This is a genomic window from Pseudoalteromonas sp. NZS71_1, assembly GCF_015864305.1.
Lineage (GTDB): Bacteria > Pseudomonadota > Gammaproteobacteria > Enterobacterales > Alteromonadaceae > Pseudoalteromonas > Pseudoalteromonas arctica.
Map to the genome: position 1 here is coordinate 1 of NZ_JADYXM010000014.1, position 18,861 is coordinate 18,861.

Genomic DNA, 18,861 nt, shown 5'->3' on the forward strand with positions numbered 1-18,861 from the left:
GTGTGCAAATATGCGAAAGCTCATTCATATATGTTTTGGCGTAATAAAAAACCAAGAAGCGTTTAAGCTCCAAGAAAGTTAAATACGGCCTTGAAGCTTAAAATGAGAGATGGTATCTACAAAACAGGCGTAAATTTATACTCCGGCGGTAAACGTAGAGCTTGCTCACGTGAAAAGCACAGCTTTTAATTACTTAAATAAAACTCTATTCACAAAGAGAAGCGAATGAGGAGTAAATAAGTAAACATAAAAACAATAATTTTTTAGATCTATCACTGCCTCTAAAAGCGCAGCGCCTCTAAACCTCTTTGTGAGTAAGTCACTTTTACGGGCTTTGCCCGTCACGCAAGCAAGCTTCGCGTCTACAAAGTAAAACTCATATCGACACTTTGGCGGTAGACGTCGAGCTTGCTCACGTGAAAAGCGCAGCTTTTAATTACTTAAATAAAACTCTATTCACAAAGAGAAGCGAATGAGGAGTAAATGAGAAGACATAAAAACAATAGTTTTTTAGATCTATTACTTCCTCTAAAAGCGCAGCGCCTCATAACCTCTTTGTGAATAAATCTTACGGGCTTTTCCCGTCACGCAAGCAAGCTTCGCGTCTACAAAGTAAAACTGATATCTACACTTTGACGTAGAGCTTGCTCACGTGAAAAGCACAGCTTTTAATTACTTAAATAAAACTCTATTCACAAAGAGAAGCGAATGAGAAATAAATAAGTAAACATAAAAGCAACAACCGTTTTAGACTTATTACTTCCTCTAAAAGCGCAGCGCCTCTAAACCTCTTTGTGAATAAATCACTTTACGGGCTTTGCCCGTCACGCAAGCAAGCTTCGCGTCTACAGCGTTACTTTTTATGCAGTGCTTCAATGCGTGCTAGTAAACTTGAGGTGTCGTATCTGCCGCCGCCGAGTGCTTGTACATCGGCGTAGTATTGATCGACCGTTGCGGTCATTGGTAAAGTAGCGCCATTGTTTTTAGCTTCATCGAGTGCAATGCCTAAATCTTTACGCATCCAATCTACGGCAAAGCCAAATTCGTACTCACCCGCCCACATTGTTTTGTAGCGGTTTTCCATTTGCCACGAACCGGCTGCGCCTTTAGATATTGTTTCTATAACTTTTTCACCATCAAGCCCAGCTTGTTTGGCAAAATGTAAGCCTTCGGCTAAACCTTGCACTGCGCCAGCGATACAAATTTGATTAACCATTTTACAAAGTTGTCCCGAGCCAACGCCGCCTAACAGTTGGCTAAAACGGCTAAACGCCGCCATAACTGGCTGCACTTTAGCAAATACAGCTTCACTACCACCCGCCATAACTGTTAATACGCCGTTTTCGGCGCCCGCTTGTCCACCCGATACAGGCGCATCTATAAAGTCGATATTTTGCAGAGCCGCTTTTGCAGCCACTTCGCGTGCTACTTCAGCAGAGGTTGTGGTGTGATCAACCAAAACAGTGTGCGGTAACATGCCCGCTAACACGCCCTCGTTGCCATACACTACTGAGCGTAAATCATCATCGTTACCAACACACATAAATACGATGTCGGCATTACTGGCAGCTTCGCGCGGGGTTGATGCAAGGCTTCCTGAATGTTCTGCAGTCCACGTTTGTGCTTTAGCTTGCGTGCGGTTATAAACGCATACGCTGTGCCCTGCTTTTGCTAAATGCCCCGCCATTGGGTAACCCATTACGCCTAAACCTATAAATGCGACTTTCATTGACATAAAAATGACCTATTTAACTGATAACTTAGAAACTAGACCTCGATTATGTCAACCGGTCGATAAAAAAGCGAATGAAAGTCTTTATAAAATTTCCTTAGCGGGAAAGGTAAGTAGGTAACCTATGGACAGTATTTATCAATTTAATGCACCACTTTTTAACAGCGAAAATTTTTCTCTTAGCCAATTACAGGGCAAAACCGTCCTTATTGTTAATACAGCGAGTAAGTGTAATTTTTCGGTGCAATTAAACGCACTCGAAAAGCTCTATCAGCAATACAAAGGCAATGGTTTTACTGTGCTTGCGTTTCCGTGTAACCAGTTTGGCCAAAATGAGCCGCTTGATAATTTAGCCATAAAAGACTTTTACCAAGATCAATTTAATATCTCGTTTGAGGTATTTGGCAAGGTAATGGTAAATGGGCCAGAAACACACCCGTTGTTTAATTATTTAAAATCGCATACGCGGGGTATTTCGCAAAATCGTGCTATTAAGTGGAATTTCACTAAGTTTTTAATTAATTCACAAGGGCAACTTGTTGCACGTTATGCACCGCGAACTAAGCCCGAAACACTTATACAAGTAATAGAAAGCAACCTACAGCAAGCCGCAAAGTTAAACGCTGCTAAAGGTGGTAAAAAAGTATCGTCAAAAATACCTTTGTTTACCCCAAGTAAGGCTCCGCTTAAGGCTTAATTTAAATCAATAAAATGCGTTTTACTTAGGCGCTTACTTGTAAAGTAGTTTAATGTATTAAAGGTTAACTACCCTACAAATACTTAAGCGTCGAGGCTATTACCATGAACATTGCTTTTTTTAGTACTCAAAAGTACGAACTGCCTTTTTTTGAACAAAGTACACGCGATCATCGTGATATAAAAATAACGTATTTTGAGCAAGCCCTGAGCGAACAAACGGCTATTTTAGCAAACGGGTTTGATGCCATATGCGTATTTGTAAACGACACCGTAAACACCACGGTTATTGAACAACTGGCAAGCCAAGGCATAAATACTATTTTGCTGCGTTGTGCAGGATTTAATAACGTTGATTTAACTGCAGCAAAAGCACATAACTTAAAGGTATTACGCGTCCCAGCATACAGCCCAGAAGCAGTAGCCGAGCATTGTATTGCACTTATGCTAACGCTTAGCCGTAAAACCCATAAAGCGTATAACCGCGTACGCGAAGACAATTTTGATTTAAACGGATTACTAGGCTTTAACTTGCACAATAAAACCGTGGGTATTGTAGGTTGCGGTAAAATTGGCCTTGCGCTGTGCAACATTTTAAATGGCTTTGGCGCTAAAGTATTAGTGTGCGACCCTTATGCAAAACCAGGTAATTATACAATTACCGATATAGACACCTTACTTAGCCAAAGCGATGTGATCTCTTTACATTGCCCACTGAACGAGCAAACTCATCATTTAATAAATGATAAGGCATTTAGCAAAATGAAAACCGGCGTTATGCTCATTAACACTTCTCGCGGTGCATTGCTTGATAGTAACGCGTGTATTAGCGCGCTTAAAACTAAAAAGCTAGGTTACCTGGGGCTTGACGTTTACGAGCAAGAATCGGAGCTCTTTTTTAAAAACCACAGCGACGAAATAAATCAAGACGATATATTCTCGCGCTTAGTGAGCTTTAAAAATGTTTTAGTAACAGGCCATCAGGGCTTTTTTACCCAAGAAGCACTTACCGAAATAGCAAACACAACCCTATTTAACGCACTTGAAGTAAGTGAAGGTAGGCCTCTAACTAATGAGGTTTTATAAAGACATAAGCTATACCTAAATTTCAGGCACAAAAAAAGCGAATAAGGTGAGCCCTATTCGCTTTTTTTGTTTAAAAATTCACTTTAAATAGAGCTTAACCAAACGCAACATTTGCAAATACCAAGGTCATTAATATTGGGCAAACAAAACGAATATACTGAGCAAACCAGTAATGTACGCCGGTTGTTGCTTGGTGTAATTTATTACCACGCTGCCACATCCACCCTACTGTAATAAAGTAAAACAAGCCCATAAGCGGTAATTGGTATTGGGTAAATAGCATAATTACCAAACCAAATAACCAATCAAAATTTAGTATAATCGCGCTTGCACACACAAGAACAACGGCGCTTACCGCCCATGTTGCTTTGGTGCGGCTAACCTTGTGGTTTTCGACTAAAAACGCTACCGGAATTTCAGTAGTCGATATAGTTGACGTAACCGATGCGATAGACATTAATACAAAAAATAATAAACCAACTAATAAGCCAATTTCGCCCATGGTGCTAAATAGCTCAGGTAAAATAGCAAAAATAAGCTGCCCTTCCCCAATCAGTTTACCACCACTAAATACTTCAACACCGTTGTGCTGCGCCACATAAATAGCAGGAATAATAAGTAACCCCGCTAAAAAAGCAACGCCAGTATCAAGTAGTGCAACACCGGCTGTGAGCTTTGGTAAATTAGCATCTGGCTGTAAATACGAGCCGTAAATCATCATACAGCCCACACCTAAAGAGAGCGAAAAGAACGCTTGCCCCATTGCAGCAATAATTAAATTAGGGTCGAGTATTTGGCTAAAATCAGGAATTAAATACGCAGCAAAACCTTCGCTTGCGCCATCGAGTGTTGCAATGTAGGCAATTAAACCAACAAGCAGCACAAGTAACAGTGGCATTAAACGGCGCGACCAGGTTTCGATTCCCGATTTAACACCTTTTAAAATAATACTGGCAGTTAAAATAAGCATAAGCGGCGTAAATACAAAATTACGCAGCACTGAGTCGCTATGTAAAAACTCGCTTGCGCCTGTAAACCCAAAAAAGGTTGTTATAGGTTCAATAGCGTACGAGAGCATCCACCCTGCTACTATTGAGTAAAAACTTAGCATAACAACTGCGCCCGCAAGGCCTATATAACCTGCCGCAGCACCAACCTTACGGTTAGTTTTTTGCCATGCATCGCCCAATGCTTTTACAGGATTAGCTTGTGCTTTGTGACCTAAATAAAGTTCGGTATACAGCGCAGGAAGCGCAAGTAAAAATATAACAATAAAGTAAACCAGTAAAAATGCACCGCCACCATGGTTGGCCGCTTGCGTAGGAAAACCCCAAATATTACCTAAACCCACTGCTGCGCCAGCAGCGGCTAAAACAAAACCAAGTCGGCTTTGAAACCCATCACGCACTTGTGCCATACATCTACAAATCTGTTATTATTTTGATTATTGTGAATTAAACCATATTTCATGCCAGCTGAGTAATAAAATTGTACCCAGCCTTTGTTAGTGGCGTTAACCGCTCACAATATCAGCGACTTCTTTTGCTTTAGGGCTTTTATGACTGAACACTATTTTAAAAACGCCTTGAGTATTACTTCAACTCAATTGGCAAATTTGTCTTTAGCGAGTAACAGTATTTTATTATTTAATGCTAAAACACTTGAGCTTAGTGACTTTAATTTGCCCGATTGCTTAAGCCCATTTGAGTTAACTATTATAAACCGCCGTAAAAGTCCGCAAGCTAAGCAAGAGTATTTAGCGACGCGGTTATTGTTAAAACACCTTATTAAAATAGCGCAGCCGCAATATGCGCACGTAGCGCTTAATAAAATGAGTACAGAATTTGACGAAGCAAGCTCAAAGCTGCAAATACATGTGAGTGGTGATGTTATAAATACCTGTATTTCACACTCGCATGGTTTAGTTGGGGTTGCGCTAAATCTTGATAAAAGTGAGTTTGGTTTTGATATTGAAAAAGTAAGCCTAAAGCGCCCGTTTGAAAAGCTCGCTAAGCATTTTTATCATAATGATGAAATTACACTTATTACCGAGCCCACTAATACCCAAGCCCAAGCAGATACGTTTTTTAGAATTTGGACATTAAAAGAGTCACTTGCTAAAGCCACCAGCCGCCCTATTGCAAAATTACTTAGCCCCAATGTGTTTGACGAATTACATAGTGCAAAGCTGAGTGCTTGCAGTAATCGCGTTACTGTAGCTGATAGCAGTGACAGCAATGTTTGTTTTGATGTGAGTGTGGTGCATAAAAAAAGCATCGACTGGCGATGCTTTTTATTAACCGACTTTGTTAAGTGATTTTGTTAAGTAACTTTATTAACTGATTTTACTAGGTAACTTTAATAAATCACTTTCCTGAATAGCCGCTTCTTAATAGTAAAATTATTTACGCAGCAAAATCGTTTTCTAATAAACGGCTATGAATAGACTGTACTACGTTATCTGACTCAGTTTGCTCTACTAAAAAGCACAGGTTGTGCTTACTAGCACCGTGACAAATTAATCGAATGTTAAAGTCTTTTAGTACACTCATTAAGTTCATTTCGTGTTGGCGTAATTGAATCTCAGAGCCAATAAGTGCCACCAGTGTTAGGTTGTTTTCTACCGAAACATGGCAAAACTCTGCAAGCTTATCTAGGCATTCTTGATCAAGCTCTGGGCGCGATGCGTTTTGCGCGTTATCAAGGGTTATAGCTACGCTGATTTCTGATGTAGTTACCAAATCTACCGATATATTGTATTCACTTAATAGTGTAAATACGCGTGCTAAAAAGCCGCTTGCTAGTAGCATTTCTGGGCTTTTAAGCGTAAGCAATATTTGGTTTTTACGTTGTGTTACTGCGCGTATACCTGGTTGCTGCGATTTTTCGCGCTCAATCCATGTACCGCCACGCTCAGGCTCTCGGCTAGAACCTACAAACACATTAATGTGGCTACGGCTCGCTGGTAAAATAGTCGCTGGGTGCAATACTTTTGCGCCAAAGGTTGCCATTTCGGCGGCTTCGTCAAAACTTAAACGTGCAATAGGCGTCGCTTTTGAGCACAAACGCGGGTCGGTGCTAAAAATACCTACTACGTCGGTCCAAATATGCACGCTTTTAGCGTTGATTGCTTCAGCTAATAATGCAGCGCTGTAGTCTGAACCACCACGTCCAAGCGTTGTTGTTTGGCCGTATTCGTCACTGCCAATAAAGCCCTGAGTCACAATTACTTGAGCGTCTAATAACGGGATTAAATGTTCTTTAGCAGCTTGAGCTGTGGCTGCAACATTAGGCGTTGCTTTACCAAATTGGCTGTCGGTTTTAAGCACCTTGCGCACATCAAAGCGATCGGCATTTAAACCTTGTAAACGCAGCACCTGAGCAAATAAATACGACGACAAACGCTCACCAAAGCTAAGTAGCTCGTCGTGTTGCTGATCGGTTGTTAGTGACTCTTGAGCCAATGTTTGAAATGCTTTTAGGGTTTCGTTAAAGCCAATCGCTAAATCGGCATCTAGCGATAACTCATCTAAAATAGTTTGTTGAATAGCAAGCACGCCGTTTATGTGCTCTTGGCGCTCACTTGAGGTAATGCTTGATTTACACAGTGCAACTAAATGATTAGTTACGCCAGCACTAGCGCTCACGGCAACAATACGTACGCTTTTATCTGCAACAATAATTTCGCTACAGCGACTCATCGCTTCAAAGTTTGCAACACTTGTTCCGCCAAATTTGGCAACGATGTAATCTGATTTTGCGCTTAACTCTGTTTGAGGCACTGTTTGTGGCGCTGATTGGGTAGTCATTTAGTCTCCTTTCGCGATATCCAAATCGCAATAAAACAAGAAGAACTTGGCAAAGGAATGCTTGAAGATAAGTCCACTGCCAGAAGCTCTCCACCTATATTGGTGACAGTTTTGAGGATTCAGCCCCATAAACCGAAAAATAATGACGACGTACCATTATTTTCCTCGGCGAGTACTTCCCTCCTTAATGATCATCGGCTTTCGTCGCCTAACATTAAGTACCTAAGTATCGCACCTCTTCTGAATGCTTTATTAACCAGTGGCTAATAAAACAAAACCCCACTAAGTAGCGGGGCTTTGAAAGTTATCGTTTAGACGTCTAGCTGTCAAGCATTTAATAATTTATGAGTTAAATAAAACTGCCCATGTAATACGAGCCCGCATATCCAACCGTGTAGCAAATTAATAAATGCAGCGATAAACGCAAGTAGCTCATAAAGGTAAGCGCTTTAACTTTGCTCATGGCAATAATGCCCGCAGCCGACCCAATGATAAGCATTGAACCGCCCACGCCCGTTGCATAAGTAAACGACAACCAGTGTTGTTGGCTCATTACTATATCGGCTTTTAATAAAGCAGCAGTAAGCGGTACGTTATCGACCCCTGCTGATAATATGCCCATTAAGTAGTTTGCGTATTCAGGTGCCATTACCGTATATAGGTCGGTAAATTTACTCAACATACCAATTTCTTTAAGTGCGCCAACAAGTAAAAGTACACCTACAAAAAACAATAATGTGTCGTATTCTATATCGCGAACAAAATCGATTATGTCTTTGTTAATGTCTTTTTTGCGCATTAAAAATTGCGCTACTAAAAACATCACTGATAAGCCAAACAAGAAGGTTAATAAAGGCGGTACGCTGTAAACTACACTCAGCATAAGTGTGCTCACTACGGTAGATAAAAATATAACGGCGATGGTAATGTCGGTTTTTTCAATGCGGGTTTTACCTGCACCAGCAAACTCAACACGCCCTTTCATACCTATAGACAGTAACGCAGCTAGCAGCATAACGCTTGCAAGAGCTGGCGCTATAAGTAGTAATAAATGAGCAATGGTTACTTTGCCATCTAAAAATATCATCAGTGTGGTTACGTCACCTGTTATTAGCGATACCCCACCTGAGTTAACACCAAATACAATAAGCGTGGCGTATTTAATGAGCTTTTTAGGTTCAAGTTTTAACGACATCACAACCGCAAGCGATATAAGCGTAGCTGTTACATTGTCTGAAATCGACGAAAACAAAAATGCAAAACCACCCACCAAAAACATGAGCTTTTTTTCGCTAATACTTTTTGGCATAACACGGTGCACAATATTTTCTATAAACCCCTTTGAATTTAAATACGCTACAAAGGTCATTGCAGCCATTAAAAATAGCCATAGAGAGGCAATTTCTAAAATATTTTCGTTTAAAAGGTGTTGAATCGTATCGGGGCTTTGCCCGTGTAGGGGGTATATAAAAAGAAGAATCCAGCAAAGCGTACCAAAAAACAGCGTGGTTTTAGCTTTATTAACATGGATTATATCTTCTATAACGATCAGTAAAAATGCAATCGCTATCAGGGTTAGAATAATCGAGGAAACCATGGTAGTTAAACAACCTTTGATATAGTTTTAAAGAACACACAAATAACATTCCATTTCATGTGCCTATTTTCGGCGCGAATTTTAGCACTGCCTCTATGCAAAAACTATTATTAAATGGTCTTAAAAACGAATACTATATACAGACAAGGTTAATTAAAAATACGTAATAATGAGTCTTCTAAAAGAACTCAATAATAAAATACTAGGATGTTGTAACCTCTTATGATCCCAGCTAAAAAGCTGCTAAACACCATAACCGAACATTGGGGTGTATTAGCGCTATTATTTAAACGTTTTAAAATGGCTGACTTTAGCCTAAAAGACGTACAAAACGCGATTAAGCAAAAGCAGCCTACGTGGTCAAACGAACGCATTTATAAAGAAACAAATCGCTTGTTAAACCAAGATATTTTAATTCCACTGGCTAAATCTTCTCAGCTTGAAATAAATCGTGCCATTGCCGATTTTGCTACGTTTTTACTGCAAGAAGAGCATTTAGGCTTAGCGCAAGAAATTAGCGTATTAGTCGACGACCTCGCACGTTTAGGTAACCGCCTAGATAACGCTGGCGAAATAGAAGACTTTGACGATTTACGCCGCTACAGCCGCATTATGGATGATCGGGTGCGTAAAATAATGAAGCTATACGCACACAACGAAAACGCTATTTTAAATATTGTTGAACAAGCTAAATCTAATAATGCGGTGCAATCGCTGCAAAAGCGTTACAAAGCAGTAATAGAAGCGTTTGACGAATACATAGAGCCAATGCTTGAAATGGTTGATATTCGCGGTGAATTTCATGCATGTTTTACCCTCATTGAAGAGCAAATAAGTAAGCAAATACTGCACATTGAGCGCTCAGGTAAAGCGTATACCGACAAACGCATGCTGGAGCAATTACGTACCCGTATACTCGAAATGCATTTAGTGGGTAGAGAAAGCTTACGTAAAAGTGCCGATATGCTTATGCCGCTGCGCGAAGAGCTACGCCGTAATAACTTAATTACTCGCCAAGCAGCTAAAGTACTTGGGCTTGTACGTAAAAATGGCGTAGACAATATGCTAAGCGCTGTGCAGCCACATTTTGTGAGCGACGCGCAGCGATATTCACTTGGTCAGCAACGTCATATTGTGGCTTACATGGCAAGCTTGGTTGAATTTGAACACGAAGAATACCAATTGCCAGATCAACAAGACGTGCCTGCATTTGTTACGCCTAATATTCCTGACTACAACGATGTTAAAACCAGCTTTGCTAAGCGCTTTAATAAAAAACGCAAAAAGGCTCAGCCCTTGCTGCAATTTTTAGACGAAAGCTACCCAAATCTCGATGCCGACGAAATGCTATTTTTGTATCAAAAATTAGTCAGCGACAGCGATATTAAAATAATTCAAAGTGATGAAAAAGCCCGCGTAAAAATTGCCGGTCAGCACTTTTCTTTATATCCATTTAATTCAGAGCCTCAGCCAGATTCAAAGGCAGGTAAATAAATCATGACACACATAAACTTAGACGAGCTAACCCACCTACAAGCCATTAATAAAAAATTAGTAGCGGGTTATCACATTTGCGAGCAAGACAACGTAATGTGGCAAGAGCTTGACCAACACATAGAAGACTACACCGCCCTATTTACCGCTTTAGGTAACGATTTAAAACGCGACAGCCGTGGCTTTTATTATTTTGGTAGCGACGAAAGCACACCCAATATGGGCAAAATATCTCGCGCTATCGCGCTCACTATTTACATTTTAATTGAGCACTACGCCAATACGGGTAAAGACCCAATGCGCGCATTGTTTGACGACGTAAACGATTTAGAGCTTATGCAAACGCTGGTGCAAATTAACAAACATTTGTTTGATCAGCTTGAGATATTTTCGGGATCTGATTTGCGCAAAGACGTTTACCTGCGCATGGTGCGCTTAGGTTTAGCCCGTGAAGTAGAAGGCGGCTTTATGCTACAAGCGCCAATTCACCGCTACATAGATGCACTCATGGAAGTAAACGAAGAAACCTATATTACAGAGGACGAGGAATGAAAAATCTATACGGACTAAGTAAACTCGCCCTACTTAACACCGCAGGCTATGCAAAATGTGTGATCCCGCTTGATAAAAGCAGCTCTATTTGCGCGCCAAATAACACAGGTAAAAGCTCGGTTATTAACGCCCTGCAGTTTCCACTTATTAACGATTTACGCTTAACAGAATGGGACGGACACGATTTAGATGAAACCCGTAAGTTTTATTTTTCATCCGATCAGTCGTACATTTTACTAGAAGCTAACTTGCCTCATGGCTCGGTAGTAATAGGCGTTGCGGGACTTGGTAAAATTGCCGGTTACGCGCATCAGTACTTTTGTTATCAAGGAAAGCTTGATTTAGAGCAGTACACGCAAGGTAAAACTATTATTAAATTTACCAAGCTGTTCAACCATTTAAAATCGCTTAATTACAATCCTATTGAGCTTAAAGCACAAGAGCTCAACGCGCTACTTACTGGCGGCGCAACGCCTTTTGACGGCGACATTAACCTAAAAATGATCCCGCTTAATAATGTGCAAGACTCTTCTATTTATAAAGAAATATTTAGACGTATTCTTAACTTACACAAATTAGGCGCAAGCGACGTAAAACGCTTTATGCTACGCGTGTTTGAACGCCATATGTCGAACTCTAAGGTCGATTTTTATGAAGTATGGCGTCGCTCGTTTGATAAAGTAAATCGCTCAAAACGCGAATTAAAAGCCCTTGAGTCAATGCAAGAGCCAATAGCCGCGCTTGAATCAATGCTTGAAAACCAAACCGTGCTTAAAGGTAAATTAGCCGCGTATGCGCCTAAAATTGACCAAGCACTGATTGATTTTGATACCTATCAAGAATCGCAACTTAATGAGCTGGGTATAGCGCTTGAAGATATAGAGCACGAAAAACACGAGTTTGAGCAAAAGCAAAGCCTATACGTACAGCAATCGCGTGATATAGAGCGCAGACAAACTCAAATTGAGCAGTGGTTTTTAGATTACGATGCGCTTAAAAGCGAATTTGAACTGGTAAATAAAGCCACGCTTAAAACCAGCCTGACTCAGTTAAAGCAAGATTACGAGTCGCTTTCACACTCTATAACCAGCGCACAAGGACAAAGCCTACATACGCTTGACTACCGGATTAGCGAAACACAAAAACAAATTAAGAGCTTAAAGCTGCAACTTAAAAACCTTGAGTTTAATTTGTTTACCCGTATGCGCGAAGACCTCTCGTTAAAAGAAGTAGAAGAAATATCGCGGATTTTAAACCCAGATATTCTCTCGTTTGCAACCACCACTAATGGCGATATAACCATTGATGACGAAGATGCGTTTGGGGAATTTTTATCGCTATTAAGTGAAAACGTTAAAGGCGGCGTACTAACGCTACCAGGTGCGAGCATTAAGCTTAAAAAGCTCTCGCCTGTGCAAATGCAAAGCGGCGAAAACAAAGAGCAATTAACCGCTCAGCTCAGTGCACTTGAGCATTCACTTAAAGAGTTTAAGCAACAACGCGATGTTGCAGCAAACGTTGCCGACAAGCAAAAAGAAAAAGACGCGCTATACGATGAGCTTATGAGCGCAGAGAGCGCCCTAAAACGTTTAGAGCAGTTTGAAGTAATGCAGCAGTCGGTTGAAGCGCAAGCTATGCTAAAAGAGCAGTTATTAGCTGAGCGCGAACAAGTTGACGACTACCTGCAAGATATTCAAAAAAATAGTGGCTCAATTGCCGATCGTCGCTCGTTAATTAAATCGAAACAAGAGCAAATTAATCGCCAAACTGAGCGCCTGCGCCAAGTTAAGAGCGAGCGAATTGATCACACGCTTGATTTATACAGTGGTAAAGTAACCCCGTATATGATTGATATTACAGTCGACTTTGATAACTTAAGCGACCTTGTTCATCATTTTAATAAAGACTGCCAAGAGCTGCGTAATTTTGACATAAACGTACGCAACACCTATTTGCATGTATATAACGCGGGTATTACTAAATTCGATAACGAAAATGACGAATACACTAAATACCAAAAGCTAATAAGCGCCTTTCATAATATTGATAACGAACGCGATGCGGTTGAACGCCAAGCACGCGTTGCGCTTACCGAAGTGGCTGCGACCATTAAAGGCTTACGAGAAGATTTAGACCGACTTCGCCGCGAAATGAACAGCTTTAATAAAGGCATAAGCCAGCACCGTATTTCAAACCTGCAAGCATTTAAAATTAACGTCATACCGCGCAAAATGCTGGTTGATAGTATAGATACCATTATCAGCACGTCGCATCAGTTTGAGCAAGGTGACACACTTGATTTACTGAGCCAAGAACCGTACAGCGAAAGTGCGGTAAACGAAGCGAAAGATCACTTAATTAAACTCGCCTCAGATAAAGCGGGTTTAACGCTTACCGATTTATTTGATATTCGATTTGAAGTGGTTAACCGCGCAGGTGAAACCGAACACTTTGAAAAAATAGATTCGGCGGGTTCAAACGGCACACGAATTACTATTAAGTTATTGTGTGGCATGTTGTTTATTCGTTACTTATTAAGCGATCAGGAACAAAACCTATACCGTATACCTATTTACATAGATGAAGCGGCCGACATTGACCCACAAAATCAAAAAGCAATTATAGAAACCGCACTAAGCTTTGGTTTTGTGCCTATATTTGCCTCAGTTAAGCCACAAATAAGTTGTGACTACATTGTGCCTATTCGTTCAGTAAAAGACGGTGCACAAAACTGGGTAGATGAAAAAGATTGGATTGAAGTTGAACATTAAACTTTTACTGATGACTAATTAACAGAGGTTAATTAGTCGTTCAGCCTTAGGGCGTGTTGACCTTTGTGGATTGAAATTTGTTCAATTTAGGGGCAATTTAATCGCGGCGTGAGGTTTGTAACCTAGTGGGCTAAGTAAAAACCGAGCAACAAAGAGTTAATTGCCCCTAGGCAGAACCCTTCGGGCAGCGCATGTTTGGCATTTATGCTGCGTTATCACCTATTTATGGGGAATAACCACACTACATAGGCTCTGCCTTGCCCAAATACCAAACATACTGCTGCAAATTCAACCACGAAAGGTCAACACGCCCTGACAATTAGACTAATATTTAGGACGTTTAAATAATACACATTTAAACTATGTGTGTTATTTTAAATTAATGCATTTTATTGGAGCAAACGTAATGAAAAATATACTTATTGTTGCAGCGCTAGCACTTCTTACAGCCTGTACACAAACCCCAGATTGGGATTACGATAAATCAGCTAACTTTAGTAATTTTAAAACATTTGCTTGGGTAGAAAACGCCAGCCTAACTAAAGACACAAATAACTATCAAATTAATGGCCTAATGGAAAAGCGTGTTCGCACAGCCGTTAATGCAGAGCTGAGCCAAACATTAGGTATGAGCTTAGTTGATGCAGCGCAAGCTGATGTACTTGTTAACTATCATGCATCGGTAGATAAAGAGCTTGAAGTAGACAACTTCAATATAAACTACCGCCCGCACTGGGGTTATTGGGGTACTGGTTTTCAACGCGATACAACTGCGCGTGAATACGAAGTGGGTACACTGATTATTGATATTGTGGATCGTGAATCTAACCAGCTAGTATGGCGCGGCGCAAAAGAAGGTCGATTAAAGAAAAATCAATCGCCAGAACAACGTGAAGCATCAATTAATAAAACAGTGAGCGAAATTTTAAGTAACTTCCCGCCGCAAAAGCAGCAGTAAGTTAAAATTAGCTATAAGTAAGTTTTAAAAGAGCTCACAGTACGTGAGCTTTTTTGTGGGTGTGTATTTTTGGAACTTTTAAAATAAAGTTATTACGAGCTGCGCTCGTCACGTCAGCAAGCTGCACGTCTACAAAAAACACCGCGTCAAACTTTACCTGTAGGCGCTAAGCTTGCTTGCGCGAGAAGCGATAGCTTCTAATTACTTTCTTTTATAGGGCTATATTCAACCTTAAATTACGAGCTACGCTCGTCACGTCAGCAAGCTGCACGTCTACAAAAAACACCGCGTCAAACTTTACCCGTAGGCGCTAAGCTTGCTTGCGCGAGAAGCGATAGCTTCTAATTACTTTATAGCGCTATATTCCATCTTAAATTACGAGCTGCGCTCGTCACGTCAGCAAGCTGCACGTCTACAAAAACACCGCGTTAAAGTTACGATTTATACTTATGCAGTAACTCANCGCGTTAAAGTTACGATTTATACTTATGCAGTAACTCAAGCGGTATGTGGCAATAGTCATCAGGATGATTAGTTAAGCGGTCTTGATGCTCAGGATCGCTTGGCACGTAGTTAGTTAGCAGCTCGACCCCTACCACAATTTTATCAGCATCACTTCGCTGGCTTATATAATTGCTAGCGACCTTTAAATGATCTTGGCTTTTGCTATAAATGGCAGTGCGATATTTAGGGCCTACGTCATCCCCTTGTTTGTTAACGCTATACGGATCAATAATCTCAAAAAAGAAGCCAAACAGCTCGTTTAAGCTAACCTCTTTTGTACTAAATATTACTTTTACACACTCAGCATAACCGTCGTATTCGCCTTGTGTATTATCATTTTTTCCATTAGCCCGCCCTGCTTCAGTACTTATTACACCAGGTAAGTGCTTTAAAAACTCTTGCACGCCCCACAGGCAGCCACCTGCAAAGTAAATAGTATCTTGCTGTTTTATATTCATAATAAATGTGACCAAGTTTGTTAGATGCATTAACGTTGCAAATGATAATCAAATGCAGTTTTTAATGAATTAATGTACAATCGCGCCAAAATCGCAGTTGTTTAATTGAATTATTTTATCACGCCTTAAAAGTGTGTTCTGAATTTAATTGTTACCGTAATTGCATATAAAAAATGAGACACACAACATGAAATGGTCACCGCACTTTATACTCCCTGCACTGCTATGCAGCGTGAGCAGTTTTGCCTACGGCGAAGCTGTAACTGATAAAACTGAAACATCACCGGCAATCGAAAAAATAACAGTTGAGGCATCGCCCACTGCAAACACATTACCTGTAGGTACATTTGACTCTCCAGTATCTAATTTAGAGTATGATCCACGTGTTGATTTACAATCACGTAATATGGCTGAAGCGCAAGCCGATGTAACTATACGCGGTGGTATTTTTGAAAACACCGGCTTTAGGATTGGCAGTGCTACTTTACTTGACCCACAGTCTGGGCATTATTTTGCTGAAATTCCTATTGCACCGCAAATGCTTACCGGCCCTTATATTTTAACAGGCGCAGACAACGCGCTTAATGGGGCTAATAGCTCTGTAGGCACTGTATCGTTTGGCTGGAAACCAATTAGCACGGGCGGCAGTGTATCGGTAGGTACTGGCACAAACGATTTTAACTTACAAAGCTTACATGCAGGTGTGAGTATTCCCCTTGAAGGCGCAAAGGATTGGAAGCTTGGTTTTGAAGGTGAGATTTCTCACTCACAAAGCGATGGCACTATTGATAACGGCGATCACGACTTTACGCGTGCATCGGGTCGCGTTCAGTTAGCTAGCGCTGATTCTCAAACAGATTTATTTTTTGGCTCACAAGATAAGTTTTTTGGTTGGCCAAATTTGTACACTCCATTTGGCGTTAACGAAACAGAAGAGCTAGAAACCCGCTTATTAATGCTAAACCATAAGCAAAGTTATGCGCAGGATAGTAACTTTGAAGTGTCGGCTTATTACCGCACACACGACGATCATTATATTTACTCTCGCGAAAATCCAAGCGCTTTTGAAGCGTTTCACAAAAGTGAAGTTAAGTCGTTAGCGCTATCGGGGCATCATGCTCAAAGCGATGTGTTTGCTTTAAATTATTCAGCACAGTTTATTGACGACTCAATTGAATCGACCATGCTTGAAAACAACTTTACCTCTCGTAAGTATTATAAATTAAGCGTATTGCCTGAATACAAAATGGCACTTGAGGGTAATAAACAACTTGCATTTCGTTTAGGCGCTGCGTTTGACGATACAAACAGAGACGACTCTGAACTGTCACTTATTGGTGATATAGCGCTTAATACACATAACAGTAAAGGTTTTGAGCGCACGTTTTATCTATCGTACGCAGAGGCGAGCCAAGTAGCAGGCTATACTGCCATTGGCGGAAGTGATTCAGGCGGGTTATTTAGAAGTAATTACACCCTTGAGCGCGAAACGACTAAAAGCCTAGAGCTAGGTTTATTAGTTGATGAGCAAACTTGGCAACTTAATTCGGCTATTTTTTATCGTAAAGATGACAACTTAACCGATTGGACGTTTAATTTTGACTCAAGCTCTGCGCGCTTTGCAAACCCTGTAGATATAAATACAACGGGCATTGAGTTCTTAGCAACTAAACACTTTGAAACAACCGAAATTGTAGCGAGTTACACCTACCTTCATAAATCAGAAAATTACGGTGCGGCAGATATTGACGCTAGTTTTTACGCATTAAACTTTCCTGATCACCGCCTAACACTCGGCGCAGTGTGGAATCCTACTGATATATTGCAGTTTAGAATAGATAACGAGTGGCGCAAACAGCACGAAAATGCGCTGCGCGGTAGTGACGACGATGCTTTATTTACCCATTTAACGTTAAAAATTACGCCGCCAATGCTAAAAAACTTATTTATTACTTTAGCGGCAGATAACTTATGGGGTGAATCGTTTGAAGAGATACCTGGTACACCAGGGCGAGGTGAGCAATATACGTTAAGCGCAACGTATAGTTGGTAGAATTGAGCTATCACATTCAAAGACCTGTTTATTTAAGACAGGTCTTTGAATAAATATTCAGCAAAAAATAAACGGCATACTAAATATTAAGAGCTTTGATTACTCAGCTTATATTGAACCAGAACGACATTGTCTTTTTCTTAGCTCATTATCAATTTGTAAAGGGCGACTAAGCTCATCTGTAAGAACCTGCGAAACAACCGTACCGGTTTCAACTTCTTGTATCCAGATTGATATTTTATCCCCTTCCCTTTTTCTATTTAGCATGTAGCTTTTATCAGAATCTAAATTAACGTTAAAATTAACAAAAGCTTCTTTTTGACTATTTAAAACATCAGGGTTTGAAACACTCGCCTTTACCCATAAATCATGATCACCACTGATATACTGCTTTGGTTCAGCCCATTGTGTAGGTTTTTTGTTAAAGCACATCAAGTGGACATATTCTAGATCTACTCCCTGCTCTCTTTTAAAGTTTTCGAGTCTAAAGTGGCCTTCTTTAATATCGGTTTTAATGGGTAAGTTTGAACAACCTAATAAAGTCACACCTAATGTAAATGCTGTAAGTAAATTTTTCATTTTTCTTTCCTTTTAAAAATTAAGATTGAACGAAATCACCTATAAATGAGATTTATAAAAAGTATCTTACAATTTCCTATATTAGCAACAAAGTTAAATATGTCTAATATTTCGCCATTAAATAAATTAACGACTGCTTTTATTAACCTTATGAAGATTTTTATTAATAATATATTGTAAATAGATGTGTATTAAAAACGAGGATTAAGTTAGCTCTTCAAGCTCTGTAATAAGTGCTAAAGCTTGTGCATTTGTTGACCCGCACACATCAAATGTGGCGCTAAAATCACTACATACTTTAGGTCGGCTTGAATCACCAAATAACTTACATAAATTACGTTCGTCCAGCTGAATACAGCGCTCTCCGGCCTTTTTACCATTTGGCATACCTGGAATAGGCGAACTAATACTTGGCGCAATACAACATGCGCCGCAGCCTAGCCTGCAACTCATCGATTCGGTTTTCATAATATCCTCTGAATAAAACACACTTACTTTAATTCCTTTTTAGGAACGCAATTAGCCGCATGTTGAGTTGTAATGTACATATGTAATGCCTTGTTACATCTTAA

General features: G+C 40.3%; 15 protein-coding genes and 1 riboswitch. Of the genes, 8 read left to right on the forward strand and 7 right to left on the reverse strand.

Translation table 11 applies throughout. From position 1 onward, the window contains the following. Nucleotides 1-853 precede the first annotated feature (853 nt). Complete coding sequence (locus I6F43_RS16470; protein WP_197103224.1) at nt 854-1,735, reverse strand: NAD(P)-dependent oxidoreductase; 882 nt, start codon at nt 1,733-1,735, stop codon at nt 854-856. A 121-nt stretch (nt 1,736-1,856) separates the two neighbouring features. Between I6F43_RS16470 and I6F43_RS16475 the strand changes: the two genes are divergently transcribed. Together I6F43_RS16475 and I6F43_RS16480 are read left to right on the forward strand one after the other, a co-directional pair. After that, nucleotides 1,857-2,429: a glutathione peroxidase gene (locus tag I6F43_RS16475; RefSeq protein ID WP_197103225.1), complete on the forward strand. Its 573-nt coding sequence runs from the start codon at nt 1,857-1,859 to the stop codon at nt 2,427-2,429. Nucleotides 2,430-2,533: 104 nt separating this feature from the next. Next, on the forward strand, nt 2,534-3,514 hold the full coding sequence (locus tag I6F43_RS16480; RefSeq protein WP_197103227.1) for a 2-hydroxyacid dehydrogenase: 981 nt from the start codon (nt 2,534-2,536) through the stop codon (nt 3,512-3,514). Between the two features lie 94 nt (nt 3,515-3,608). Here I6F43_RS16480 and I6F43_RS16485 read toward each other — a convergent pair whose 3' ends face one another. Further along, nucleotides 3,609-4,931 carry a sodium-dependent transporter gene (locus tag I6F43_RS16485; protein WP_197103229.1) on the reverse strand — a complete coding sequence of 441 codons (1,323 nt, stop codon included), beginning with the start codon at nt 4,929-4,931 and terminating at the stop codon, nt 3,609-3,611. A gap of 141 nt (nt 4,932-5,072) precedes the next feature. Here I6F43_RS16485 and I6F43_RS16490 point away from each other — a divergent pair, with 141 nt between their 5' ends. Next, the gene (locus tag I6F43_RS16490) at nt 5,073-5,831 is read left to right on the forward strand and encodes a 4'-phosphopantetheinyl transferase family protein (RefSeq protein ID WP_197103231.1); all 759 of its coding nucleotides are present in this window, start codon (nt 5,073-5,075) and stop codon (nt 5,829-5,831) included. An 88-nt stretch (nt 5,832-5,919) separates the two neighbouring features. Here the strand turns inward: I6F43_RS16490 and lysC are convergent, their stop codons facing one another. Together lysC and nhaD are read right to left on the reverse strand one after the other, a co-directional pair. After that, on the reverse strand, nt 5,920-7,323 hold the full coding sequence (gene lysC, locus I6F43_RS16495; protein WP_197103233.1) for a lysine-sensitive aspartokinase 3: 1,404 nt from the start codon (nt 7,321-7,323) through the stop codon (nt 5,920-5,922). 75 nt (nt 7,324-7,398) lie between these two features. Further along, nucleotides 7,399-7,571: riboswitch (Lysine riboswitch) on the reverse strand. A 101-nt stretch (nt 7,572-7,672) separates the two neighbouring features. Next, a complete protein-coding gene (gene nhaD / locus I6F43_RS16500) occupies nt 7,673-8,920 on the reverse strand; it encodes a sodium:proton antiporter NhaD (RefSeq protein ID WP_007375803.1) in 1,248 nt (415 codons plus the stop codon). A gap of 222 nt (nt 8,921-9,142) precedes the next feature. On the opposite strand from nhaD, the gene I6F43_RS16505 reads away from it, so the two are divergent. The 4 genes from I6F43_RS16505 to I6F43_RS16520 all read left to right on the forward strand — a co-directional run bounded on the left by I6F43_RS16505 (nt 9,143) and on the right by I6F43_RS16520 (nt 14,695). Then, nucleotides 9,143-10,414, forward strand: coding sequence for a hypothetical protein (locus I6F43_RS16505; RefSeq protein ID WP_197103235.1), 1,272 nt, complete (start codon nt 9,143-9,145; stop codon nt 10,412-10,414). 3 nt (nt 10,415-10,417) lie between these two features. Then, nucleotides 10,418-10,966 carry a condensin complex protein MksE gene (locus I6F43_RS16510; protein ID WP_010553432.1) on the forward strand — a complete coding sequence of 183 codons (549 nt, stop codon included), beginning with the start codon at nt 10,418-10,420 and terminating at the stop codon, nt 10,964-10,966. Next, a complete protein-coding gene (locus I6F43_RS16515) occupies nt 10,963-13,737 on the forward strand; it encodes an ATPase (RefSeq protein ID WP_165722543.1) in 2,775 nt (924 codons plus the stop codon). The genes I6F43_RS16510 and I6F43_RS16515 overlap by 4 nt, the downstream gene beginning before the upstream one ends. 406 nt (nt 13,738-14,143) lie before the next feature. Further along, nucleotides 14,144-14,695 (forward strand): DUF4136 domain-containing protein, encoded by a 552-nt coding sequence (locus I6F43_RS16520; RefSeq protein WP_008134542.1) that lies wholly within the window; start codon nt 14,144-14,146, stop codon nt 14,693-14,695. Nucleotides 14,696-15,168: 473 nt separating this feature from the next. On the opposite strand, the gene I6F43_RS16525 is transcribed toward I6F43_RS16520, so the two are convergent. Beyond that, nucleotides 15,169-15,657: a peptide-methionine (S)-S-oxide reductase gene (locus I6F43_RS16525; RefSeq protein WP_024607556.1), complete on the reverse strand. Its 489-nt coding sequence runs from the start codon at nt 15,655-15,657 to the stop codon at nt 15,169-15,171. Between the two features lie 187 nt (nt 15,658-15,844). Between I6F43_RS16525 and I6F43_RS16530 the strand changes: the two genes are divergently transcribed. After that, a complete protein-coding gene (locus tag I6F43_RS16530) occupies nt 15,845-17,710 on the forward strand; it encodes a TonB-dependent receptor plug domain-containing protein (protein WP_197103237.1) in 1,866 nt (621 codons plus the stop codon). A 108-nt stretch (nt 17,711-17,818) separates the two neighbouring features. Here I6F43_RS16530 and I6F43_RS16535 read toward each other — a convergent pair whose 3' ends face one another. Further along, the gene (locus tag I6F43_RS16535; RefSeq protein WP_197103238.1) at nt 17,819-18,289 is read right to left on the reverse strand and encodes a hypothetical protein; all 471 of its coding nucleotides are present in this window, start codon (nt 18,287-18,289) and stop codon (nt 17,819-17,821) included. Nucleotides 18,290-18,493: 204 nt separating this feature from the next. Beyond that, nucleotides 18,494-18,757: a YkgJ family cysteine cluster protein gene (locus I6F43_RS16540; protein WP_024612699.1), complete on the reverse strand. Its 264-nt coding sequence runs from the start codon at nt 18,755-18,757 to the stop codon at nt 18,494-18,496. Between the last annotated feature and the right edge of the window lie 104 nt (nt 18,758-18,861).